Here is a 22,953-nt window from a genome sequence, read left to right as displayed (position 1 = left end):
GGGGTCGTGCGGTCGCCACGCGGGTGGCGACCGCACGGCCTCAGCGGGTGCTGCCGGAGTCGATCGTCGGCAGGTAGCGCGGGGCGCGCCAGGCCTGCAGGCGCTGCTCCACCGCGGCGCCCAGCGACAGGAGGCGCGCGTCCTGGTGGTCGCCCGCGGTCAGGAGCACGCCGACGGGCAGCTCCTTCACGGTCCCGGCGGGCACCGAAAGGGACGGGTAGCCGGCGACGGCCGCCGGGGTGGAGGACGGGATGACGTCGTTGTCGCCCCGCTTGCAGTCAGTGGTCCAGGCGGGCGGGTTCGTCGGCGCGGCGATCGCGTCGAGGTCGTGGGCGGCCAGGGTCTCGTCGATCGAGCGCCGGGAGAGGTCCTTCAGCTCGGCGCGCATGGCCTTGTAGGTGGGATCGGTGGTGGGCGGCGCCGCGAGCGCCTGCTCGAACAGCTCCTGCCCGGCGAAGCAGGTCCGCTCCGCGGGGTGGGAGCGGTTGAACTCGATCAGACCGGCGAGGTCGCGCGGGCCCTTGCGGGTGCCGAGGTAGGCGTCGATGTCACGGTGGAACTCGCTGAGCAGCGCCGGGAATTCGAGCTCCGCGAGCCGCTTCTGGTACGGGGGCGTCACCTCGACGACCTCGGCCCCGGCGGTCCGCAGCTTCCGGGCGGTGCGCGTCATCACGGCGTCCACGTCCGGGCCGAGCTCGGGCAGCCGCCACAGGCCGATGCGCTTGCCGCGCAGGCCGCCCGGGCGCGGCTGCGCGTCCGGGAGCCCCTGGGACACGGCCGGGCGGTCGCCGTCGGCGCCGCTGAGGACCGCGAGCGTGAGCGCGGTGTCGACGACGTTGCGCGCCATCGGCCCCGCGGTGTCCTGCTCGGCGGAGATCGGGACCACGCCGGTCTGACTGACCACGCCCAGGCTGGGCTTGAGCCCGACCACGCCGTTCATCCCGGCCGGGCACACGATGGAGCCGTCCGTCTCGGTGCCGATGGCCACCTGGGCGAGGGAGGCCGCGAGGGCCGCGCCCGAACCGGCGGAGGACCCGCACGGATTGCGGTCCAGGACGTACGGGTTGTGGGTCTGGCCGCCCACCGCCGACCACCCCGAGGTCGGCTTGGCCGCGCGGAAGTTGGCCCACTCGGACAGATTGGTCTTGCCGAGGATCACCGCCCCGGCCTTCCGCAGCCGCTTCACCAGCGGAGCGTCGGCGTCCGGCGGGCTTCCGGCGAGGGCGAGCGACCCGGCCGTCGTGGGCATGCCGCGGGTGTCCACGTTGTCCTTGAGCAGGACGGGGATGCCGTCGAGCGGGCCGATGACGCGGCCCGCGCGGTGCCGCTCGTCGCTCGCGGCCGCCTGGCGCAGGGCCGTCGGGTCGGTGCGCAGCACCGCGTTGATCCTGGGGTCGACCGTGTCGATCCGCCGCAGATAGGCGGAGGTCAGCGCCTTCGAGGTCAGCGAGCCTTTCGCCATCCGCGCCTGGAGCTGCGGGATCGTCACCGTGTCGAGGTCGACGCCGAGGCCCGCGGCCGACGCCCGTTCCTCGCCGCCGTCCTCGGCGTGCACGGCGGGCGTCCCCGCCCAGAGCGTGCCCGCGACGAGCGCGGCGGCCACGGTGGCAACACCGGTCCTCCGTACGCCCTTTGCGGCCCCCGTCGTCGCTGTGCCTCGTGTGCTTCTCGTACACCTCGCGCTTCGCGTGCTCCTCATGAGGCATAGCCGACTACACGGCGAAGGGCCCGCGCAAGGGCATCACGGGCCGTACTCCCGGGCACGGAGCGCGGGCCCCGGGGGACGGCCGCCTCAGGCCTCCGCCCGGCCGCTCCCCCGCCGCACGGCCCTCTCGCCCCGCGCCGTCAGCAGGTCCGCCGACCGCTCGCACCACTCCCGCGTCTCCCGCTCGAAGGCGAGCCCGCGCAGACACGTCAGATACGGTCCGATCCGCCGTCCGGTGCGCAGGAACTCCTCCTCGTCCAGGTCGCCGCGCAGCCGTCGCAGGAGCGCGGTGAGGACCTCGGTCTTGGCCTCGGCGACCCGGGCGCGCTCCCGGAGCTGCGCGATCACCGGGGTCGCGTCGACCCCGTCGACGGCCTGCACCTTGACCAGCAGGTCGTCGCGGATGAACGACGGCTTGGCGGTGTCCGCCGCGAACCGCTCCAGCTCGGCGACGCCCGCGTCCGTGACCGTGAACAGCCGCTTGTTCGGGCGCCCTTCCTGCACCACCTCGCGCCCGGCGACCAGGCCTTCGCCCTCCAGGCGCGACAGCTCGGCGTACAGCTGCTGCGGCAGCGCGTGCCAGAAGTTGGCGACACCGATGTCGAACCCCTTGGCGAGCTGATAGCCGCTGAACTCGCCGTCGAGCAGCGCCGCGAGCACCGCGTGCCGCAGGGCCATGAGCCACCGCCTCCCCTTCTCCTCGTCGCCTCTTCCCTTTACCGACCGACTCCCCCATCATAGTCAACGATCTGACTAGTCAGATTCTTGACTATGAAGACCGGGGCCCGGCCCCGGCGTCGCCACCACCCCCAGTCCCTCAGGAGGTTCCACCGTGACCGCGCACCCTGCCGCGTCCGCCGTCGACCGCTTCCGATCCGCCGTCGAGAAGCGCGAACTCGCCGCCTTGGAGGATCTGTTCACCCCGGACGTCCGCTTCTACAGCCCGGTGAAGTTCCGCCCCTTCGAGGGCCGCGAGATGGTGCTCGGCCTGTTCGGCGTGCTCCTTCGCACCTTCGAGGACTTCCGGTACGTCGGGTCCTTCGAGGGCACGTCCGAGACGAGTGCCGACGGGGCCGAGGCCCCCTCGGCGGTGCTGCTCTTCCGGGCGACGGTCGGCGGCAAGGAGATCCACGGGATCGACCTGCTGCACGTCGACGACGACGGCCGGATCAAGGAGTTCACGGTGATGGTGCGGCCGCAGTCCGCCGTGGAGCATCTCGGGCAGGCGGTGTACGCGGGCCTGGTCGCCGACGGACTCGTACCGCCGCTGCCCGAGGGGCGGTGAGCCCCGGGGAGACCGGGACAGCACCGGGCTTCCCGGCGTTCCCGGACTCCCCGGCGTTCTCAGGCGTTCTGAGGCGTTCTCAGGCGTCGAGCGGCACGTCCAGGCGCGCCTTGCGGTGGCTGAAGACCGCGATCGAGTGCGGCCCGTGGTAGGCGCCCATGCCGCTCTCGCCGACCCCGCCGAACGGCAGCTCGGGAACCGAGAGATGAGCCATCGGCAGCCCGAAGCCGAGGCCTCCCGACGACGTCTGCGCGGCGATGCGCTCGCGCGTGGCCGCCGAGTCGGTGAAGGCGTACAGGGCCAGCGGCTTGTCCCGGTCGTTGATGAACGCGATCGCCTCGTCCAGGTCCGCCACCTCGACGATCGGCAGGACCGGACCGAAGATCTCCTCCCGCATGACCGGCTCGTCGGGCCGCACCCCGGCGAGCACGGTCGGCGCGATGTACTTCGCGGCCCGGTCGGTCTGCCCGCCGGTGACGACGCGGCCCGAGCCGAGCAGCGCGGACAGCCGGTCGAAGTGCCTTTCGTTGACGATGCGCCCGTACGCGTCCGACGCCGCCGGGTCCGTCCCGTACAGCTCCTCGACCGCCTCGGCCAGGTCGGCCGCGAGCGCGCGGGCGGTCTCCGGGTCGGTGAGGACGTAGTCGGGCGCCACGCAGGTCTGTCCCGCGTTCGCGAACTTGGCGCGGGCCAGGCGCCGTGCGGTCTGTGCGGTGTCGACGCCCGCGTCGACGAACGCCGGTGACTTGCCGCCGAGTTCGAGCGTGACCGGCGTGAGGTGCTCGGCGGCGGCCCGCATGACGATGCGGCCCACGGTGCCGTTGCCGGTGTAGAAGATGTGGTCGAAGCGCTGCGCGAGCAGGGCCGTCGTCTCGGGCACCCCGCCCTCGACGACGGCCACGGCGTCGGTGTCCAGGTAGCGCGGCAGCAGCTCGGCGATCAGCGCGGAGGTGGCGGGGGCCAGCTCGCTGGGCTTGACGACGACCGCGTTGCCCGCGGCGAGCGCCCCGGCGACGGGCACGAGGAGGAGCTGGGCGGGGTAGTTCCAGGGCGCGATCACGAGGACGACGCCGAGCGGGTCGTACTGCGTACCGGCGCGCGCCGCCTCGCCGAAGACGCCGCGCACGTCGACGTCCTGCGGGCGCAACCACTCCTCCAGGTGCTCCAGGGTGTGGTCGATCTCGCGGATCGAGAAGTCCACTTCGGAGCGGTAGGCCTCGGCGCGGGGCTTGCCGAGGTCCGCGTGCAGCGCGTCGGCGAAGTCGTCGCGGTGCTCGCTGAGCAGCGCCCGCAACCGGGTGAGCTGCCGCTCGCGCCAGTCGAGGGGGCGGGTGCTGCCGGTGCGGAAGGTCGCGCGCAGCCGGGCGACGAGGGCCGCGGGGTCGGCGGGGGCGGGGGCGTTCATGAGGTCCTCTACAAGGGTCGGAGCGGTGGGGTGCGGTGGGACAGCAGCCCCGTGAGCAGGGCGTCCGTCGCGGGCCGCAGCAGGCGGGCCGCGTCGGGCGCGGTTTCGAGGCCGACGACGAGGGCGAGACAGATGTCGGCGCACTGTGCGGGGGTGGGGGCGGCGGGGGCCGTGTCGGCAGGCTCTCCCGGGGCGACCCGGACGGCGTCGCGGCCCGCGGCCGCTCGACCATCCGCCACCGCGGCTTCCCGGCCTGCCACCGCTTCATGGGCCTCGGCCGCTTCCCGGCCCGCCGCCGCTTCCCGGTTCACCGCCGCTTCCCGGCCCGCTGTGGCTTCACGGTGCGCCGCCGCTCCACGGCCTGCCGTCGTCTCACGGCCTGCCGCCGCTTCCCGGTCCGCCGCCGCGAACTGCTCCGTCAGGAGCGCCCGTAGCCGGGCCGTGAACGCGTCGCAGATGTCGCCGGAGAGGCGTGCGCGCGGGTCGAGGAGTTCCACGGCGTGCGGAGAGCGGCCGGTGAGGTCGAGGACCAGGTCCAGCTTCGCCGCGAGGATGCCGTGGACGCGCTCGGCGGGCGGGGCCTCGGCGACGGCTGCGGCCTCGGCCCGGGCGAGCGCCCGGTCGTGCAGGCGCATGGCGAGCTTGCGGACCGCGTCGTCCTTGCCGCGCACGTACTGGTAGACCGCCGACCGCGACACCCCCATCTCGCGGGCGATGTCGTCCACCGTGGTGCGCCGCACGCCGTACCTGCTCAGGCACGCGTACGTCGCGTCGAGGGCCTCGGAGAGCCGGTCGGCGGCCACGGTCAGCCCAGCGCCTTGACGATCTCAGCGGCCAGCGGCGCGGCCGACGCCGGGTTCTGGCCGGTGTACAGATTGCGGTCGACCACCACGTACGGGGCCCATGCCTGCCCCTCCTGGAAGTCGACGCCGAGCGCCACCAGCCGGTCCTGGAGCAGCCACGGGGCACGGTCCGCGAAGCCCGACTGGGTCTCCTCGGCGTTGGTGAAGGCGGTGACGCGGTACCCCGCGAAGGGCGATCCGCCCTGCTCGTCGGCGGTGGCGAGAAGCGCCGCCGGGCCGTGGCAGACGATGCCGAGCGGCTTGCCGGAGGCGAGGGCGTCGCCCAGCAGGGCACCGGAGGCGGCGTGCACCGCGAGGTCCTCCATCGGGCCGTGGCCGCCCGGGTAGAAGACGGCGGCGTACTCGTCGAGCCGCACGTCCTCCAGGGCGACGGGCTGCCGCAGGGCGGTGACGCGCGCCAGGTCGGCGGCGATCGCGTCGGCGTTCTCCTGGCCGCCGTTCAGCTCGGGCGCGAGGCTCGCGGGGTCCATCGTCGGTACGACGCCGCCGGGCGTGGCGACCACCACGTCGTGGCCCGCCGCGGTGAAGGCCTGCCAGGGGGCCGAGACCTCCTCGGCCCAGTAGCCGCTCGGGTGCGCGGTGCCGTCCGCCAGCGTCCATACGGCGGAGCCGGTGACCACCATCAGGATCTTCGCCATGTCTGTCTCCTCTGCTGCCGCACGGATCTGTGCCGCGCGGGTCTCCTGCTGTACGGAGCTGCTGCCGCACAGTTCGCCACCGCACGGGCTGACGTTTCGTACGTGAAGTGTCAGTACGTCTCGCCCTCGACGGTAGACCCGCCTCCCATAGAGGGCCAATAGGATCTCCGGCATGGCCCATAGGAATTCCGATGGCACGGGCGTCGAGGGCGCGGGCGCCCCGCAGTCGCCCCGCGCGCCGCTCGACCTGTCGCTGCTGCGCACCTTCCTCGCGGTGCACCGCTCCGGTTCGTTCACCGCGGCCGCACGGCTGCTCGGCCTGTCCCAGCCGACGGTGACGACACAGATCCGGTCCCTGGAGCAGCAGTTGGGCCGGGAGCTGTTCGAGCGGCGGCCCCGCGGGGCCGTGCCCACGTCGGTCGCCGACGAGCTGGCCATCCAGGTGGCGGGCCCGCTGGACGCCCTCGCCGCGGTGGCCGACCGCGGCCCGCTGGCCACCGAGCGGACGCCGGACCCGGTGCACCTGGCGGGCCCCGCCGAGCTGGTGTGCACCCGTGTGCTGCCCGCGCTAGCCCCGCTCACCGACCAGGGGGTGCGCCTGCGGGTCACCGTGGGCCTGACCGACGAACTCCTGGACGGGCTGCGCGGCGGCCGCTTCGACCTGGTGATCTCCACGATGCGGCTGCGCGGCCGCACGCTCAGCGCGGTGCCGCTCGCCGACGAGGAGTTCGTGCTCGTCGCCTCGCCCGCGTGGGCGCGGCGGATCGGCCCGGAGCGGGTCGCGGCCGACGGCGCCGCCGCGCTGCGCGGGGTACCGCTCGTCGCGTACGCCGACGACCTGCCGATCGCCCGCCGCTACTGGTGGCACGTCTTCGGCGAACGCCTGACCGCGCGGCCCGCCCTGACGGTGCCGGATCTGCGCGGGGTGCGCTCGGCGGTCGCGGCCGGGGCGGGCATCTCGGTCCTGCCGCGCTATCTGTGTCTGGAGGAGCTGGCCGCGGGCGCACTGGTGCCGCTGCTCCTTCCGGAGGATCCGCCGATCAACACCGGCTACCTCGCGCAGCGCCCGGGCACGCCGCGCAACCCGCACGTCCTGCTCGTCCGCGACCGGCTGCTGCAGGCGGCCCCGTCCTGGTGACGACCGGTCAGACGTCGGCCGGACGAAGGATCCCGTCACCTGCCCGGAGGCCGTCCGCATGCGGCGCGGCCCGACGGCACGTTGGCTCGTCGTCAGGCAGCACGGGCGCTTCCCCCATTCCGGCGGCGCACGGAACGTACCGCCTCCCGTGCCGCCGGAGGGCAGACTCATGCGTATTCACCGGATATCCCTTCGCTCCGGCCTGACCGTCGCCGCCGTCGCGCTTCCCCTGGCCCTGAGCGCCCCCGCGGCGCTCGCGGCACCGGGGATCACCGTGACCGTCAACGGCACCACCGTGCAGGCCACCACGACCGCCTGTCCCAGCGGGGGCAAGGCCGCACTGCTCAGCAACGGCGCGGCCAACTTCGCCCAGGGCCGGCAGGTGACCCTGGCCGGCGGCAACGCCTCCTGGCAGAACGTGACGGCCGGCACCCATACGGTCGTGGTGATCTGTCAGGACGGTTCGACGGCGGGCTCGCAGACCGTCACGGTCTCGGGCGCACCGACGGCGTCGTCGACGACGGCCCCCGCACGCGGGGTCCGCGGCGGCTTCGGCGGCGCGGTCGAGGACTACGGCACGGTCACGCTCGCCGCGGGCGGTGCCCTGGTCGTCTCGGCCCTGGGCGGCGGCGCGTGGTACCTGCGCCGCCGTACGGTACGCGGCCGCTTCTGACCCCCTTCCCCTCTGGAGCCGGGCAGCCGGTCCGGCTCCCCGAACCACGGCAGGCCGGGCCCTCGGGCCCGGCCTGCCGTCGTGGCGGACCGGTCGCCCTCGTCCCTCCGGTGCCCTTGTTCACGCGGCCCGCGCGCCTTACCGTCCTCCCAGCCGATTGGGAGGGCCGCCATGCCACGACCGCTCAGCGTCCAGCTGTACTCCGTGCGCGACGAGCTCGCCGCCGACCGGGCGGGAACGCTGGAGCGCCTCGCGGCGATGGGGTACGGCGCGGTGGAGGCCTTCGACGTGACCGACGACGCGCCGGGGCTCGCCCGGATCGCCGAAGGCCTCGGGCTCGCCGTCTCCGGCGCGCACGTCGGCCACGCCCTGGCCGGGGACCCGGGCCCCGTCTTCGACGCCGTCGCGGCGCTCGGCACCGACCTCGCCGTCGTCCCCGCGGGCTTCCCGCACCAGGACTTCACGACGCGCGACGGACTCGCCCGGGTCGCAGACCGCCTCACCTCCCTCGCCCAACGGGCCGCCCGGCACGGGCTGCGGCTCGGCTACCACAACCACTGGTGGGAGGTGGAGCCGCGGCTCGACGGCGAGCACGCCCTCGACGTGCTCGCCGGGCTGCTCGACCCGGACGTGTTCCTGGAGGTCGACACCTATTGGGCGGCGGTCGGCGGCGCGGACGTGCCCGCGCTCCTCGGCCGCCTCGGCGACCGCGTGGAGGCCCTGCACCTCAAGGACGGCCCCGGCACCAAGGACGACCCGAACGTCGCCGTCGGCGGCGGCACCATGCCGGTGCCCGAGGTCCTCGCGGCGGCCCCGGACGCCTGGCGGGTGGTCGAGTTCGACGCGTGCGCGGGCGACCTGCTCGGCGAGCTGGCCGCGAGCCGCGTCTACGTCAGCGCCCTGGAGGCGGCGTGAGCACGGGCGGCCCGGTCGGCGTCGCGGTCGTCGGCGCGGGCGTCATCAGCGCGGAGTACCTGCGGACCCTGGGCCGCTTCCCCGACGTGCGGCTCCTTGCCGTCGCGGACCTCGACCGGGAGCGGGCGGCCGCCGCGGCCCGCGCCCACGGCATACCGCTGCACGGCGACGTGCCCACCGTCCTCGCCGAGCCGGACGTCGAGCTCGTGGTGAACCTGACGGTGCCCGCGGCGCACGCACAGGTCGCGGCCGCGGCGCTGCGCGCGGGCAAGCACGTGTACGGCGAGAAGCCCCTGACGCCGACGCCCGTGGAGGCGGAGAAGCTCATCGCCGACGCGTCCGAGCGCGGGCTGCTGCTCGGCGGCGCCCCGGACACGTTCCTCGGCGCGGGCCTGCAGTCGGCCCTCCGCGCCGTCCGGGCCGGTCACATCGGCACGCCCGTGGCGGCGACGACGGCGGTGCAGAGCCTGGGCCCGGAGTCCTGGCACCCGGACCCGGCGTTCTTCTACCAGGCCGGTGCGGGGCCCCTGTTCGACGTCGGCCCGTACTATCTGACGGCGCTGGTGGCGCTGTTCGGCCCCGTGTCGAGGGTCGCGGCGACGGCGGCGCGGGCCCGCGCGCGGCGCACGGTCGGCTCGGGCGCCAGGGCCGGGCAGTCGTTCCCGGTCGACGTGCCGACGCACGTGAGCGCGCTGCTCGCGTTCTCCTCGGGCCCGAGCGCCAACGCGACGTTCAGCTTCGACAGCGCGCTGCCGCGCATCCGCTTCGAGGTCACGGGCACGGAGGGCACCCTCGCCGTGCCGGACCCGAACACCTTCCGCGGCCCGCTGCGGCTGCGGCCGAACGGCTCCGACGACTGGCGCGAGCTGCCCGTCCACGGCCGTACCGACGGCCGCGGCCTCGGCGTCCTGGACATGGCCCGCGCGATCCGTGCCGGCGCCGGGCGGATCGCGCCCGACACCCTGAGCACGCACCGCGCGTCGGGCGCCCTGGCCCTGCACGTCCTCCAGACCATGACGGCGATCACCGAGTCCGCCGAGCGGTCGGCGTTCACCGCGCTCGCCACCCAGGTCGTGCCCCCGGCGCCGCTGCCCGAGGGCTGGGACCCGACGGCGGCGACCCTCACCGGGCCCTGACGTCTGCCGCGTCCCGCTGGTGCCGAGGGGCGACGGGACCTGACCGGGTCACGCCTCAGCCGCGCGGGCCGAGCGGCCGTCGGGCCGGGGCGCGGCCAGTTCGTCGAGCGCCCGGGCCAGCCACTGCGTCCAGAACGTCTCCAGGTCGATCCCGGCCCGCAGCACCAGGTGGCGCAGCCGGTCCTCGACCGCGTCGCTGCCGGGCGGGAAGTCGCGGCGCTCGATCTCCTCGTACTCCGCCAACTGGCGCCGGTGGAGCGCGAGGTGGCGGCGCAGGTCCTCCTCGATGCCTGCCGTGCCGACGACGGCCGCCGCCCGCAGCCGCAGGAGCAGCGCGTCGCGCATCGGCTTGGGGTCCTGGCTCGCCGCGGTCCACCGGGACAGCTCGGCGCGGCCCTCGGGCAGCACCTCGTAACTCTTCTTCTGGCCGCGGCTCGCCGTCGCGGCGGGCAGCGCGCGGATCAGCCCGTCCCGCTCCAGTTTGCCGAGGTCGCGGTAGATCTGCTGGTGCGTGGCGGACCAGAAGTAGCCGATGGACCGGTCGAAGCGCCGGGTCAGCTCCAGGCCCGACGACGGCTTCTCCAGCAGGGCGGTGAGGATCGCGTGCGGCAGTGACATGCGGGCATCCTAGGGACGCGGCGCGGCCGGGCGTCCGGCCGCGCCCGCCCCGCTCACAGCGCGGCGGCCAGCTCCGTGCCCTGCTTGATGGCGCGCTTGGCGTCCAGCTCGGCCGCGACGTCGGCGCCGCCGATGAGGTGCGCGTTCACCCCCGCGGCGAGCAGGGCCTCGTACAGGTCGCGCCGGGGCTCCTGGCCGGTGCACAGCACGACCGTGTCCACGGGGATGGTGCGCGCGGCGCCGTCGACCGTGAGGTGCAGGCCCTCGTCGTCGATGCGGTCGTAGCGGGCGCCCGCGACCATCTCGACGCCTCGGTGGCGCAGCTCGGCACGGTGGATCCAGCCGGTGGTCTTGCCGAGGCCGCCGCCGACCTTGGACGTCTTGCGCTGGACGAGGTGGACGGTGCGCGGCGAGAGCGGCCGCTCGGGCGCGGCGAGCCCGCCGCGTTCCCGGTAGTCCATGTCGACGCCCCAGTGCTTGAAGTACGTCGCCGGGTCCAGGGCGGCCTTGTCGCCGCTGTCGGTGAGGTACTCGGCGACGTCGAAGCCGATGCCGCCCGCGCCGACGATCGCGACCCGGTCACCGACGGGCGCGCCGTCGCGCAGCACGTCCAGGTAGCCGACGACGCTCGGGTGGTCGACGCCGGGGATGTCCGGGGTGCGGGGCGTGACGCCGGTGGCGACCACGACCTCGTCGTACCCGGCGCCGGTGAGCCGGTCCACCGTGACGTGGGTGTTCAGCCGCACGTCCACGCCGCGCAGGTCGAGCTGGGTGCGGTAGTAGCGCAGCGTCTCGTCGAACTCCTGCTTGCCGGGGACCTTGCGGGCCACGTTCAGCTGGCCGCCGATCTCGGCCGCGGCGTCGTAGAGCGTCACGTCGTGGCCGCGCTCGGCGGCGGAGACGGCGCAGGCGAGCCCGGCGGGGCCCGCGCCGATGACGGCGACGCGCTTGGTGCGGCGGGTCGGCGCGAGGACGAGCTCCGTCTCGTGGCAGGCGCGCGGGTTCACCAGGCAGGAGGTGATCTGGAGGTTGAAGGTGTGGTCGAGGCAGGCCTGGTTGCAGCCGATGCAGGTGTTGATGGCGTCGGGCTGCCCCTGGCGCGCCTTGGCCACGAAGTCCGGGTCGGCGAGCAGCGGGCGGGCCAGGGAGACCATGTCGGCGGCGCCGTCGGCGAGCAACTGCTCGGCGAGCTCGGGGGTGTTGATGCGGTTGGTCGTCACCAGCGGCACGGACACCTCGCCCATGACCTTCTGGGTGACGAAGGTGTAGGCGCCGCGCGGCACGGACGTCGCGATGGTGGGCACGCGGGCCTCGTGCCAGCCGATGCCGGTGTTGATGATGCTGGCGCCCGCGGCCTCGATCTCCTTGGCGAGCAGAACGACCTCGTCGAGCGTGGAGCCGCCGGGCACGAGGTCCAGCATGGACAGGCGGTAGACGATGATGAAGTCGTCGCCGAGGCGCTCGCGCGTGCGCCGCACGATCTCGACGGGGAAGCGGATGCGGTTCTCGTAGGCGCCGCCCCAGCGGTCGGTGCGCCGGTTGGTGGGGGCCGCGATGAACTCGTTGATCAGATAGCCCTCGGAGCCCATGATCTCGACGCCGTCGTAGCCCGCGTGCCGGGCGAGTTCGGCGGTGCGGACGAAGTCCTCGATGGTCCGCTCGACCTCGTCGTCCGTCAGGGCGCGGGGCGGGAACGGGCTGATCGGCGCCTGGAGCGCGCTCGGCGCGACCAGGTCCGCGTGGTAGGCGTACCGCCCGAAGTGCAGGATCTGCATCGCGATCCGGCCGCCCTCGCGGTGCACGGCGGCGGTGATCGGCGCGTGCTGCTCGGCCTCGGCCTCGGTGGTGAGCTTGGCGCCGCCCTCCCAGGGGCGCCCCTCCTCGTTCGGCGCGATGCCGCCGGTGACGATGAGGCCGACGCCGCCGCGCGCCCGGGTCGCGTAGAACTCGGCCATGCGCGCGAACCCGCCCGGCGCCTCTTCGAGACCCACGTGCATGGAGCCCATGAGGACCCGGTTGGGCAGCGTGGTGAAGCCCAGGTCGAGCGGGCTGAGCAGATGCGGGTAGCGGCTCGGGGAGTCCATGCGGCCTCTTTCGTCCACGGGTGCGCGAAGTCGTCAGGACAGTTGTAGGCCAGCCCCACCCCTTATGCAACTAGTTGCACAATGGGCGGGACGCAGCTCACACCCGACGGCCGTCCGCCGCCCCTCACTCCCCCTGCGCGTTGTCCTGCAGGAACCGCTCCACCTCGCTGGCCACGCCGGCCTTGGCCGTGGACGCCCTGGCGCCCGCGCGCGTCGACGCCTCGTGCACCCCGAGGCCGCCCACCCACACGTAGCCGAACGACGGCTCGCCGTCGAGGCGCGGGCTGACCTGGACGTCCACCTGCTTGAGCTTGGTCACGGGTGCCGCCGCGTAGAGGGTCGCCGTGACGCGGCGCTGCGGATACAGATTGAAGTCCCGGATGACCACCGAGCCGTACTCGTCGACGAACGCGCCGTGGCCGTCCCGGCCCACGCGCACGTCGAAGTGCCACGGATGGTCGTGCAGATCGATGGTGACGAACTCGGAACCGCGGTTCTCGAAGGTGACGTCGAAGGCGACGTAGGTCAGGCCCTTGGCGTCATCGTCCCGGCCGCGCTTGGGAGTGGCCCGCTTGAGGCCGTGCACCCGCACGCGCAGCCCTGCCAGTTCGTCGGACTGGTACTCCTGCCAGTCCCCGACGACGTTCGGTACGTCCATCATCCCCACCCTTCGGTCGGCACAAGGCTAGAACGAGCTGCCCCTCGGACCCTTTCCCCACTTGATCACTACCGGCCGGAGCGGCAGGTTATCCCCGGGCGCACGCGTGACCGATGACTTCTCGCCGCCGCCGCGGACCACCGCGGCACCCCCGGCGGCCCGCGCCGCGCGGGTCCTCGGCACCGCGCTCGGCCGCCGGTCCTCCGACGTGCGGGGGACCCCGCAAGCGCCGTGTCCGAAAACCGCCAGCCGCGCCCTCGCGCGCGACGCAGACTGATCACAGGGACACGCTCCCCCGATCCCCTCCGAGCCACCGGAGGCGATCCCGGACCCCTCGGAGAGGACAGGCGCGATGACCGTCTACACCACCCTGGACAGCCCGCTGGGCGAACTGCTGCTCGTCGGCGAGCCCTCGGCCACCGCCAAGGGCGGCACGGCACTCGCGTCGCTCTCCATGCCGGGGCAGAAGGGCGCCGCGGCCGTCCGGGACGGCTGGGTCCGCGACGACGAGGCCTTCGCCGCCATCGCCGACCAGCTGCGCGCGTACTTCGCGGGCGCGCTCACTCGGTTCGACGTCGAGTACGCCACCGGGTCCGGCACGGACTTCCAGCGCAGGGTCTGGGAGGCCCTGGACTCCGTGCCGTACGGCACCACCACCACGTACGGGGCGCTCGCCGCGCGGCTCGGCCTGTCGCGCGCCGCCGTCCGCGCCCTGGGCACCGCCATCGGCCGCAACCCGCTGCTCGTGGTGCGCCCCTGCCACCGCGTGATCGGCGCGGACGGCTCGCTGACCGGCTACGCGGGCGGCCTGGACCGCAAGCGCCGGCTCCTGGACCTGGAGGCGGCATGACCGGGGCCGCGCCCGCCACCGCCGGGCCCGCCGCCCGGGTCGCCGCCACGGACTGGGCCGGTGCCGCCGCCGAGCTCGACGCCCACGGCTGCGCCCTCACCCCCCGGCTCCTGGACGCCGACGCGTGCCGGTCGATCGCCGCCCTGTACGACGAGACGGAGCTGTTCCGCAAGACCGTCGACATGGCCCGGCACCGCTTCGGCTCCGGCCAGTACCGCTACTTCGGCCACGACCTGCCGCGCCCGGTCGCGGAGCTGCGCGCCGCCCTCTACCCCGCGCTCCTGCCGATCGCCCGGGACTGGGCGGCCCGCCTCGGCCGCCCCGCCCCGTGGCCCGACAGCCTCGACGAGTGGCTCGACAGATGCCGCGCGGCGGGCCAGTCCCAGTCCTCGCAGATCCTGCTGCGGTACGAGGCCGGCGACTGGAACGCACTGCACCGCGACCTCTTCGGCGACCTGGTCTTCCCGCTCCAGGTCGTCATCGGCCTCGACGTCCACGGCGACGACTACACCGGCGGCGAGTTCCTGCTCGTCGAACAGCGCCCCCGGGCCCAGTCACGGGGCACCGTCACCGTGCTCCCGCAGGGGCACGGCCTGGTCTTCACCACCCGCGACCGCCCGGTGCGCTCCGCCCGCGGCTGGTCGGCGGCCCCGGTCCGGCACGGCGTGAGCACGGTCCGCTCGGGCCTGCGGCGCTCGCTGGGCCTGGTGTTCCACCTGGCCTAGGGCCCCCGCGCGGCTACTCACGGCGTTCGGACGCGCGCGGGTCAGTCGCCTCCCGCTCGTCCGGGGTCCGTGGCGTGCCGTCCTGGCGCTGCCAGGCGGCGTACAGCGTGGAGAGCCCGATCGCGACCGTGGACACCGCCTCGGCCTCGATCCCGCACCGGACGAGGACGACTCCGGTCCCCAGGACCGCGAGGAATACGACGAGATCGATTCGCCGTCGTGGAAGGTGCATCGCTGAGCCTCTCCGAAATCTCTTGTCCCGACTGCCGCCTGATGTCTTGTCAGGCAGCAATCAGGCTGTTGGGGGTGCGGGGTGTTGCGCTAGGCGGCACAGTTGCCACGTGTCGCAACACCGAGCGACAGCAGCCGACAGGGAACACAGGGAGGGGACATGGGCAGCCTGGTGCCGCTCGGCGGGGAACTTCCCGACGAGTCACGGGCGCTCGCCGAGGCGCTGCGCGCCCTCTTCGACGGGCTCGGGCTCAGCGTTCGCCGGTACGCGGCCCGGCGGAGCTGGGACGCCGGGTCCCTGTCCCGCTTCCTCAACGGGACCCGCATCCCCACCTGGGAGTTCATCAACTCCCTCTTCCACGACGTCGCCGAGCACCAGGGCCGCACGCCCACCCCCGAGGCCATGGAACTGCTCCGCCGGCTGCACCGCGAGGCACTGGCCCACAGCGGCTCCCCGCTCCACCGGGTCCAGCTCCTGGAGGACCAACTGGCCGAGGCCGACCGGCAGTCCACCCGCTCGGCGGCGCTGGTCCGGGCGCTCGAAGGGGCGTTGGTCGACACGCAACACCGCGCGGCGGACCTGGAGGTACAGATCGGACAGCTGCGGGCGCACCAGAGCCGCGAGCACGCCGACACGGACACGGTGCTCGAACTGTACGAGGACCAGCTCGCCGGGCTCCGCAGGGAACGGCAGTCCCTCATCCAGCAGGTGGAGGCGCTCGGCGAGGAGCTCCGCGACGCCCACGCCCGCCGCGTCGAGGCGGAGGAGCGCTGCGAGGAGCTGGAGCGCCAGCTGATCACGGCCGAGGAGAACTGGCAGGACGACGACACCGCACCCCGCCCCGAGCCCGAGGGCGGCTTCCTGGACACCGCCCCCGGCGCGGAGGCACCGCCCCGGGCGCGCCCCCGTACGCCCGGCGGGAAGACCCACCCGGGATGGCTCAACCCCGGCTTCGTCTTCGACACCTTCATCGTCGGCGACTCCAACCGCTTCGCCAACGCGGCCGCCCTGGCCGCCGCCAAGCGGCCCGGCCGGGCGTACAACCCCCTGTACATCTACGGCACTTCGGGGATCGGCAAGACGCACCTGCTGCACGCCACCGCGCACCACGTCCTCGCCCTCCACCCCGGCCTCCGCGTCCGGTACGTGCACGCGGAGGACTTCAAGCCCCAGGGCGAGTACCGGAACGCGGACGTCCTGCTGGTCGACGACATCTACTTCCTGATGCACCACAGGGCGACGCGGGAGGGGTTCTTCCGCACCTTCAACGCGCTCCACGAGGCCGGAAAGCAGATCGTGCTGTCCTCCGACCGGCCCCCCAAGCAGCTGCCGAACCTCGAGGACTGGATGCGCAGCCGTCTGGAGTGGGGCCTGATCACCCACGTCCAGCCGCCCGAGCTGGAGACGCGCGTCGCGCTCCTGCGCCGCAAGGCCGCCGCGGACGGGCTCGACACCCCGCCGGAGGTGCTCGAGTTCATCGCCTCCCGCACCCTGCGCAACATCCGCGAGCTGGAGGGCGCCCTGAACCGGGTGACCGCGTTCGCCCACCTCAACCGGCAGCCGGTGGACCTCGGCCTGACCGAGATCGTCCTCAAGGACCTGGTCCCCGACCGCGGGCCGTCGCGCGGGGAGCGCGTCGGGCAGCTGATCATCACCGTGACCTCCGACTACTTCGGCCTGGCGGAGGGCGAGCTGTGCGGCACGTCCCGCAGCCGGGTCCTGGTGACGGCACGCCAGATCGCCATGTACCTGTGCTGCGAACTGACCGACATGTCACGGCCGAAGATCCGCGAGCTCTTCAAGCGGAGCGACCCGAGCACCGTGGACCACGCGGACCGCAAGATCCGCGCGCTGATGGCGGAGCGCCGCTCCATCTACAACCAGATCACCGAACTCACCCTGCGGATCAAGGACGCCGCCGACGAACTGGCCGACTGACCGGGGCGGCGCCTCAGCCGAGCCCGCTCACCCGCAGCGTGACGTTCAGCCGCCCCGTCAGGCCAAGCCCCGGCGGCGCCGTACCCGCGTGGATCCGCGGCACGCCGTGGTACGCGAGGCGGGACGGGCCGCCGAACACCACCAGGTCACCGCTGCGCAGCTCGACGTCCGTGTACGGCCGCGAGCGCGTCTCGGTGCTGCCGAACCGGAAGACGCACGCGTCCCCGATGCTCAGCGACACCACCGGCGCGTCGGACTTCTCGTCGCTGTCGCGGTGCATGCCCATGCGGGCGTCGGCGTCGTAGTAGTTGACGAGCGCGATGTCGTACGCGGGCGCGGCGCCCCCGTCCGCGCCGCGGTCCCCGTACGCGTCCCGCACCGCGGCGCGCCCCAGCTCCGCGAGCCAGGCGGGCATGGGCTTCACGGGTGCGCCGTCGCCGTCGACGACGGTGCGCGCGTAGCCGTACGGGTACCAGTGCCGGCCCAGGCACACCTGCCGGGCGGTCATCGTGCCGCCGCCCGGCAGGTGGACGGTGCGCAGGCCCGCGGGCGGGCGCGCCCAGGCCCGGCAGGCGGCGAGGAGCTCCCGCTGGCGGTCGGGGCCGAGCCAGCCGGGCACGTGCACCGCGCCCGGGGCCACCTCGCCGCGCTCGCGCGGGAACAGCTCGTCGGTCATGGGCGCAGGACCGCCCGCAGGATCACGAACTTGCGGTTGCTCGCGGCGACTTCGACGTTGCCGAAGAGGCGCTTGAGCCGCACGTGGTAGCCGAGGTGGCGGTTGCCGACGACCCACAGCTCACCGCCGGGCCGCAGCGCGGCACGGGCCCCGCGGAACATGCGCTGGGCCGCCGCGTCGGTCGTGGCCTGGTGGCTGTGGAAGGGCGGGTTGTTCAGGACGAGGTCCACGGACGCGGCGGGCATCGCCGTCAGCGCGTCCCCGGCCAGGAACTCCGCCTTCGCGGCGGCCGAGTTGGCGTGGAACGTGGCCTCTGCCGAGGCGACCGCCTGGTACGACTCGTCCACGAACGTGACCCGGGCTTCGGGGTTGGCGACCGCCGCGGCCGTGCCGAGCACGCCGTTGCCGCAGCCCAGGTCCACGACGTGGGCGTCGCCGTGGCTCGCGGGCAGGTGCTGGAGGAAGAACCGGGTGCCGATGTCGAGGCGGTCGGCGCAGAAGATGCCCGCGTGGTTGACGGCGGTCAGGCCCGCGCCCGCCCCGGAGTCGGCGGGCAGGACGTACCGGCGCGGCCAGGGACCGCTGCCGTGGACCCGCTCCGGGTCCGGTGTGGTGTGGATCAGACGGGCCTTCTGCCGGGCCAGCGAGGTGCGGGTCGGGCCGATGATCCGCTCGAAGAGTTCGAGGGTCGAGGTGTGGATCTCGGTGACCATGCCGGTGCCGACGACGACGGTGCCCGCGTGCAGGGACGGGGCGATCCGGTGCAGCTGGTCCTCCAGGAGCGCGAGGCTCTTGGGCACCCGGACCAGGAGCACGTCCACCCGCTCCGGCGGCGCGTCCCGCGTCGTGAGCAGCCGGGTCGGGTCCGGGGCGTGCCCGGCCCGCTCCAGGTTGGCGAGGGTCGCCTGCCTGCCGAGGAAGGAGTCGGTGATCTGGATCGGCCGGTGCGCGGCGAGCACCGTGGTCAGCGCGCCCCAGCGGTCGCCGATCACCGCCACGGCGCCGTCGAGGGCGACCGGCGCACCGCCTTCCTCTCCCGCCAGGTGGCGCAGCAGATAGGCGTCGGCGGCGGACCAGGCCCGCAGCTGGTCGCGGGGGTCCTCCGGGAAGCGTGTGAGGTCGTACGCGCCCCATGACGTGCTCAAACGGTTCATCGTGCCCTCAGGCTACTGGGCCGCGCGCGGCGGCGCGGACCCGGCCGCCGGCGAACGCGCCGGGCCGCCGGTCGTCGTGGGGCGGACCGCCTCAGGAGGAGCGGAGCAGCCGCTGCCGGGGCACGGCGACCCGGGTGCGCTCGGGGTCGGCCGGACGCTCGGTGTCGTACACCGCGAGGACGGGCCGGTCCAGGGCCACGCGGTCCACGACCACCGGCACGGCGTGGCGCGCGCCCCGCCGGTCGTGGAAGACGACGGTGACCTCGCCGCGCCTGCCGCGCACCGGCCGCCAGCCCTCCAACCGGGCCTCGGCCGTGGCGAACCCGGCCCGCACCCGGCGCAGCGCGGCCGTCCTGCGCAGGCTCACGACGGCGCCCCACACCGCGAGGAGCCCGCCCACGGCCGCCACCGACCACAGGAACGTCAGCCAGGCCGCGACGGAGTGCCGTCCGACCGGTGCGAGCAGCATGTAGTCGGTGACCGTGTCGTACGCGACGCGGCCGTCGGCCAGCGCGTCGTACCAGCCCACGGCGGCGGCGAGCGCGCTGAGCGCGATCAGCACGCCGACGGTCGCGCGGTGCAGGAACCGGGCGGCGAGGAAGCCGAGCAGCACGTCCGCGCCGATGCCGAGCTCCGGCGCCAGGGCCACCAGCTGGTCGCTGCCGCAGCCCACGTCGTCGTAGCAGGACCACCCGGCGCTCGTGGCGTCGTACGTGCTCAGGTGCCACACGAGCCAGACCTGCCAGGCGAGGAGCGCGCAGGCGAGCCCCCGCAGCACGACGCCATAGCCCTTCCGCCCCAACTCCCGTCCCTGCCTCAGTGGTTCGGCGACGCCGCGGAGGCGCCGCGCGGAGAGCATCCGTCAATGTCCGTGCAGGCTACACGCTGTCCGGTGCGGCCACCACGGGGCGTGCGGGCGCGGCTCAGCCGCGCGCGAACCAGGTGGGCCCGTCCGCCATGGCCTGCTTGATGCGGAACAGGCCGGTCTCGTGCAGCTCGTCGGGAAGCCGGTCCAGGGCGAACCAGGCGACTTCGAGGGACTCGTCGTCGTTGACGCGGGGCGCGCCGCCCACGGCCCGGCAGCGGACGGTGATGTCCATGAACTGGCAGACGTCGCCGTTGGGGTAGGTGACGGGCTCCAGGGTCTCCACGAGGACCACCCGCTCGGCCACGCACCGCACGGCCGTCTCCTCGAAGACTTCCCGCTCGGCGCACTCGGCGGGCTGCTCCCCGGGCTCCGGGATGCCGCCGATCACCGACCACTTGCCGTTGTCGGCGCGCCGTCCGAGGAGCACCCGGCCCTCGTCGTCGAAGACGATCGCGGTCACTCCCGGGAGCCACAGCAGCTGGTGGCCCACGTCGGCACGCAAGGTCTTGATGAAGTCTGGAGTAGCCATGATCAGCAGCCTAACTGCCGGTGCCCGCCCGCCTGCGCGCGATGACCCAGCCGATTCCGGCCACTCCCAGACCGGCCAGAAACACCTCCGGCCAGATACCGAGCCGCGTCGCGGGCGTCAGCGAGCTGCGCTTGGGCACCTCCGCGACGAGCGACTCCGCGGTGAACATCCCGGTGCGCTGGGCGACCGTCCCGTCCGGGCGGATCACGGCGCTCACCCCGCTGGTCACCGGCACCATCACGGCCCGTCCGTGCTCGACGGCCCGCACCCGGTCGATGGCCAGCTGCTGGTACGTCATCTGGCTGCGCTCGAACGTCGCGTTGTTGCTCGGCACGGACAGGATCTGCGCGCCCTTGTCGACCTGGTCCCGGACCACGTCGTCGAACGCCGCCTCGTAGCAGGTCACGGGTCCGACCTCGGTGCCCGCCATGTCGAACACGACCGGCTTCGTCCCGGGCTGGAAGACACCGGCGCGGTCGACGTCGGAGCTGAAGATCCGGAAGAAGCTCCGGTAGGGCATGTACTCGCCGAACGGCTGGAGGTGCCGCTTGTCGTACGAGGCGCCGGGGCCCGTCCTCGGGTCCCAGAGGATCTGCCGGTTGCGGGGCTTGCCGTCCTTCGCCCCGACGACGGCGCCCACGGAGACGGGGGCGCCGATGGCCTTCGCCGCCTTGTCGATCTCCGCATAGGCGTCGGCGTTGACGAACGGGTCGATGTCGGAGGAGTTCTCCGGCCACAGGACCAGATCGGGCTGCTCGGCCCTGCCCGCCTTGACCTTCGCGGCCAGGCGCAGCGTCTCCCGGACGTGGTGGTCGAGCACGGCCCGGCGCTGGGCGTTGAAGTCCAGGCCCATGCGCGGCACGTTGCCCTGGATGACGGCGACCGTGGCGGTGCCGTGCTCCGCCGCGGTGGACACCAGCGGCAGCGCGGCCGCACCGGCGGCCACGGGTGCGACGGTGAGCGCGGCCGCGGTCAGCACGGCGCGGTCCCGCGCGCGGGGCGCGGCCCTCAGGCGGCGCACGACGTCGGCGAGCCCGAAGCCGCTCAGGACCACGGCGAAGCCGAGCAGCGGCGTCCCGCCGAGCGCGGCGAGGGGCAGGAAGAGACCGGTGGGCTGGCCGAAGGCGACCTTGCCCCACGGGAAGCCCTCGAAGGGGAAGCGCGCCCGCGCCGCCTCCAGCAGGAGCCACACCCCACTGGCCCACACCGGCCACACCGGAAGGCGCGACACCGCGGCGATGCCCAGGCCCGCGAGGCCGATGAACAGCGCTTCGGCGACGGCCAGGGCGAGCCACGGCAGCGGCCCCACGTCGACACCCGTCCAGGACAGGAGCGGCACGAAGTAGCCGAGCCCCATCAGCAGGCCGAGGCGGAACCCGGAGCCGGCCCTCCGGCCGTGCAGGACGAAGCCGAGCAGCGCGAACGCGAAGGGCGCGAGCCACCACAGCTCGCGCGGCGCGAAGCTGAGGTAGAGCAGGACGCCGGAGAGCACCGCGGCGACGGCCGGAATCAGCCGTCGCCGTACCCGCTCCGCGCGGGTTTCCGGTCCGGGCTGCGGTTCGGTCTGCTCCGACGTCTCGGTGGGAGCGGTGGTGGCGGTCACTCGGGGAGTCTACGGCCCGCCACCTGGGCGCGGACAGCGCGGTCGACCCCTGCGCACGGGCGTCCCACGTGCCCCTTCCACACATTTACTAGATCGTTTCTGCGCAAGACATCCACAACCGACGCCATCAGCCGCTACGGTGTGCCGCAGTCCCTGACGTGCGGCTGGAACACGCTGCCACGCCGTCGGGGGCCCGCGGACATCGGGGGGCGGGTTGGGGTCGACGGGGGCGGTGACGGCCGAGCGGACCGGGGAGCGGCACGGGGTGGCCGACGCGAGCGGTCTCGCGATCCTCGCGGCGTGCGCGGCCTGGGCGCTGATCACTTCGGCGGTCGGCGGCGGTCGTCCTGACGGCGTGCTGCTCGCGATCCTCGCGGTCGCCGCCGGGTACGCGGGCGGGCGCATCGCCGGGGCGCTCCTGCCGGTGGCGACCCCGTGCGCCGGGGCCCTCGCGGGGGTCTGCCTCGCCGCCGCGGCCCCGCACGTCACGCCAGGACCCGCCAGCTCCTCACCGCTCGGTCCCATCGGCGCCACCGCCGCGCTCCTGAGCCTGTCGGCGGGCGCGGTCTGCTGTGCGGCGTGGGCGGCGCGCGGTCCCGCGCTCCGGCTGTGTCTGCGCCTGGCCGCCGTCGGTGTCGTGTGCTGTGCGGCGCTGCTGGGCTCCACTGCGGGCTTCCTCGCCTGTGCCGGGATCCTGCTGTGCTCGCTCGCGGGGCCCCTGGCCCGCAGGCCCCTCGGCCTCGCGGGATTCGCCCTCGCCGCCGCGCTGGTGGCCGGGGCGTCCTGGGCCGTCGCCGAGGACGTGCTTCCCCGCGGCCTGACCGCCTCCCTGGAGGGCCAGCTCGGCCCGCACCGGGTGGGTCTGTGGCGCGACGCCGGGGAGCTGGCGGGCACGCATCCGGCCTTCGGGGTGGGCCCGGGGCGGTTCGGGGACGCGTCACCGACCGTGATGGAGGGCCTGCTCCCGGACGGCAAACCGCACTCGGCGCTGCTCCAGCAGGCCGCCGAGCAGGGCTTCACCGGAGTCGTGCTGCTCACGGCGGCCTTCGGCTGGGTCCTGTTCGCGCTGTGGCGCTCGCCGCGCTCCACCGCGGTCGTCCTGACGGCGGGCGCGGCCCTGACCGCCGTCGCGGCGGTGGCCACGCTGGGCAACGCGCTGAGCGTGACGTCCGTGACGGCGGGCGCGGGCCTGCTCGCGGGGCTCGCGACGGCACGGCCGCTGCCCGAGGGCGGGGAGGACGAGGGCGGGTAGCCCGGCCG

Annotated in this window: 23 protein-coding genes; 9 read left to right on the top strand and 14 right to left on the bottom strand. The window is 74.3% G+C overall.

Features of this window, described 5'->3' with window-relative positions; translation table 11 throughout:
• Positions 1-40 precede the first annotated feature (40 nt).
• Entirely contained in the window at positions 41-1,555 is a 1,515-nt protein-coding gene (locus MQV74_RS37405) for an amidase (protein ID WP_242729360.1), read from the bottom strand.
• Positions 1,556-1,792: 237 nt separating this feature from the next.
• Positions 1,793-2,383 (bottom strand): PadR family transcriptional regulator, encoded by a 591-nt coding sequence (locus tag MQV74_RS37400; RefSeq protein ID WP_242727927.1) that lies wholly within the window; start codon positions 2,381-2,383, stop codon positions 1,793-1,795.
• Positions 2,384-2,537: 154 nt separating this feature from the next.
• Here MQV74_RS37400 and MQV74_RS37395 point away from each other — a divergent pair, with 154 nt between their 5' ends.
• Entirely contained in the window at positions 2,538-2,990 is a 453-nt protein-coding gene (locus MQV74_RS37395; RefSeq protein ID WP_242727926.1) for a nuclear transport factor 2 family protein, read from the top strand.
• 79 nt (positions 2,991-3,069) lie between these two features.
• Here the strand turns inward: MQV74_RS37395 and MQV74_RS37390 are convergent, their stop codons facing one another.
• The 3 genes from MQV74_RS37390 to MQV74_RS37380 are packed head-to-tail and all read right to left on the bottom strand — an operon-like array spanning position 3,070 to position 5,896.
• Positions 3,070-4,395 carry an aldehyde dehydrogenase family protein gene (locus tag MQV74_RS37390; RefSeq protein WP_242727925.1) on the bottom strand — a complete coding sequence of 442 codons (1,326 nt, stop codon included), beginning with the start codon at positions 4,393-4,395 and terminating at the stop codon, positions 3,070-3,072.
• Positions 4,396-4,403: 8 nt separating this feature from the next.
• Entirely contained in the window at positions 4,404-5,198 is a 795-nt protein-coding gene (locus MQV74_RS37385; RefSeq protein WP_242727924.1) for a TetR/AcrR family transcriptional regulator, read from the bottom strand.
• Positions 5,199-5,200: 2 nt separating this feature from the next.
• On the bottom strand, positions 5,201-5,896 hold the full coding sequence (locus MQV74_RS37380; protein WP_242727923.1) for a type 1 glutamine amidotransferase domain-containing protein: 696 nt from the start codon (positions 5,894-5,896) through the stop codon (positions 5,201-5,203).
• Between the two features lie 172 nt (positions 5,897-6,068).
• On the opposite strand from MQV74_RS37380, the gene MQV74_RS37375 reads away from it, so the two are divergent.
• The 4 genes from MQV74_RS37375 to MQV74_RS37360 all read left to right on the top strand — a co-directional run bounded on the left by MQV74_RS37375 (position 6,069) and on the right by MQV74_RS37360 (position 9,758).
• Entirely contained in the window at positions 6,069-7,034 is a 966-nt protein-coding gene (locus tag MQV74_RS37375; protein ID WP_242727922.1) for a LysR family transcriptional regulator, read from the top strand.
• A 169-nt stretch (positions 7,035-7,203) separates the two neighbouring features.
• Positions 7,204-7,707 carry a hypothetical protein gene (locus MQV74_RS37370; RefSeq protein WP_242727921.1) on the top strand — a complete coding sequence of 168 codons (504 nt, stop codon included), beginning with the start codon at positions 7,204-7,206 and terminating at the stop codon, positions 7,705-7,707.
• Positions 7,708-7,878: 171 nt separating this feature from the next.
• On the top strand, positions 7,879-8,622 hold the full coding sequence (locus MQV74_RS37365; protein ID WP_242727920.1) for a sugar phosphate isomerase/epimerase family protein: 744 nt from the start codon (positions 7,879-7,881) through the stop codon (positions 8,620-8,622).
• Positions 8,619-9,758: a Gfo/Idh/MocA family protein gene (locus MQV74_RS37360; protein WP_242727919.1), complete on the top strand. Its 1,140-nt coding sequence runs from the start codon at positions 8,619-8,621 to the stop codon at positions 9,756-9,758. The genes MQV74_RS37365 and MQV74_RS37360 overlap by 4 nt, the downstream gene beginning before the upstream one ends.
• A gap of 48 nt (positions 9,759-9,806) precedes the next feature.
• Here the strand turns inward: MQV74_RS37360 and MQV74_RS37355 are convergent, their stop codons facing one another.
• From MQV74_RS37355 to MQV74_RS37345, 3 genes are all read right to left on the bottom strand, one after another.
• The gene (locus MQV74_RS37355; RefSeq protein WP_242727918.1) at positions 9,807-10,376 is read right to left on the bottom strand and encodes a PadR family transcriptional regulator; all 570 of its coding nucleotides are present in this window, start codon (positions 10,374-10,376) and stop codon (positions 9,807-9,809) included.
• A 53-nt stretch (positions 10,377-10,429) separates the two neighbouring features.
• Complete coding sequence (locus tag MQV74_RS37350; RefSeq protein WP_242727917.1) at positions 10,430-12,460, bottom strand: NADPH-dependent 2,4-dienoyl-CoA reductase; 2,031 nt, start codon at positions 12,458-12,460, stop codon at positions 10,430-10,432.
• A gap of 124 nt (positions 12,461-12,584) precedes the next feature.
• Positions 12,585-13,118, bottom strand: a complete 534-nt coding sequence (locus tag MQV74_RS37345) for a hypothetical protein (protein WP_242727916.1) — start codon at positions 13,116-13,118, stop codon at positions 12,585-12,587.
• A 352-nt stretch (positions 13,119-13,470) separates the two neighbouring features.
• Between MQV74_RS37345 and MQV74_RS37340 the strand changes: the two genes are divergently transcribed.
• Positions 13,471-13,968: a methylated-DNA--[protein]-cysteine S-methyltransferase gene (locus tag MQV74_RS37340; RefSeq protein WP_242727915.1), complete on the top strand. Its 498-nt coding sequence runs from the start codon at positions 13,471-13,473 to the stop codon at positions 13,966-13,968.
• On the top strand, positions 13,965-14,693 hold the full coding sequence (locus MQV74_RS37335) for a 2OG-Fe(II) oxygenase (protein WP_242727914.1): 729 nt from the start codon (positions 13,965-13,967) through the stop codon (positions 14,691-14,693). The genes MQV74_RS37340 and MQV74_RS37335 overlap by 4 nt, the downstream gene beginning before the upstream one ends.
• Before the next feature lie 13 nt (positions 14,694-14,706).
• On the opposite strand, the gene MQV74_RS37330 is transcribed toward MQV74_RS37335, so the two are convergent.
• Positions 14,707-14,925: a hypothetical protein gene (locus MQV74_RS37330; RefSeq protein WP_242727913.1), complete on the bottom strand. Its 219-nt coding sequence runs from the start codon at positions 14,923-14,925 to the stop codon at positions 14,707-14,709.
• A 159-nt stretch (positions 14,926-15,084) separates the two neighbouring features.
• Here MQV74_RS37330 and dnaA point away from each other — a divergent pair, with 159 nt between their 5' ends.
• The gene (gene dnaA, locus MQV74_RS37325; RefSeq protein ID WP_242727912.1) at positions 15,085-16,863 is read left to right on the top strand and encodes a chromosomal replication initiator protein DnaA; all 1,779 of its coding nucleotides are present in this window, start codon (positions 15,085-15,087) and stop codon (positions 16,861-16,863) included.
• 13 nt (positions 16,864-16,876) lie between these two features.
• Here dnaA and MQV74_RS37320 read toward each other — a convergent pair whose 3' ends face one another.
• The 5 genes from MQV74_RS37320 to lnt all read right to left on the bottom strand — a co-directional run bounded on the left by MQV74_RS37320 (position 16,877) and on the right by lnt (position 21,693).
• The gene (locus tag MQV74_RS37320; RefSeq protein ID WP_242727911.1) at positions 16,877-17,539 is read right to left on the bottom strand and encodes an alpha-ketoglutarate-dependent dioxygenase AlkB family protein; all 663 of its coding nucleotides are present in this window, start codon (positions 17,537-17,539) and stop codon (positions 16,877-16,879) included.
• A complete protein-coding gene (locus MQV74_RS37315) occupies positions 17,536-18,693 on the bottom strand; it encodes a methyltransferase (RefSeq protein WP_242727910.1) in 1,158 nt (385 codons plus the stop codon). The genes MQV74_RS37320 and MQV74_RS37315 overlap by 4 nt, the downstream gene beginning before the upstream one ends.
• A gap of 91 nt (positions 18,694-18,784) precedes the next feature.
• A complete protein-coding gene (locus tag MQV74_RS37310; protein ID WP_242727909.1) occupies positions 18,785-19,552 on the bottom strand; it encodes a hypothetical protein in 768 nt (255 codons plus the stop codon).
• Positions 19,553-19,616: 64 nt separating this feature from the next.
• Positions 19,617-20,090 carry an NUDIX hydrolase gene (locus MQV74_RS37305; RefSeq protein ID WP_242727908.1) on the bottom strand — a complete coding sequence of 158 codons (474 nt, stop codon included), beginning with the start codon at positions 20,088-20,090 and terminating at the stop codon, positions 19,617-19,619.
• A gap of 10 nt (positions 20,091-20,100) precedes the next feature.
• Positions 20,101-21,693 (bottom strand): apolipoprotein N-acyltransferase, encoded by a 1,593-nt coding sequence (gene lnt / locus MQV74_RS37300; RefSeq protein ID WP_242727907.1) that lies wholly within the window; start codon positions 21,691-21,693, stop codon positions 20,101-20,103.
• A gap of 265 nt (positions 21,694-21,958) precedes the next feature.
• Between lnt and MQV74_RS37295 the strand changes: the two genes are divergently transcribed.
• On the top strand, positions 21,959-22,945 hold the full coding sequence (locus MQV74_RS37295) for an O-antigen ligase family protein (RefSeq protein ID WP_374120753.1): 987 nt from the start codon (positions 21,959-21,961) through the stop codon (positions 22,943-22,945).
• The last annotated feature ends 8 nt before the right edge of the window (positions 22,946-22,953 follow it).

The organism is Streptomyces sp. AN091965 (assembly GCF_022698285.1).
GTDB lineage: Bacteria > Actinomycetota > Actinomycetes > Streptomycetales > Streptomycetaceae > Streptomyces.
Note: the sequence above shows the minus strand (reverse complement) of the source record. Positions and strands in the feature narration are given on the sequence as shown.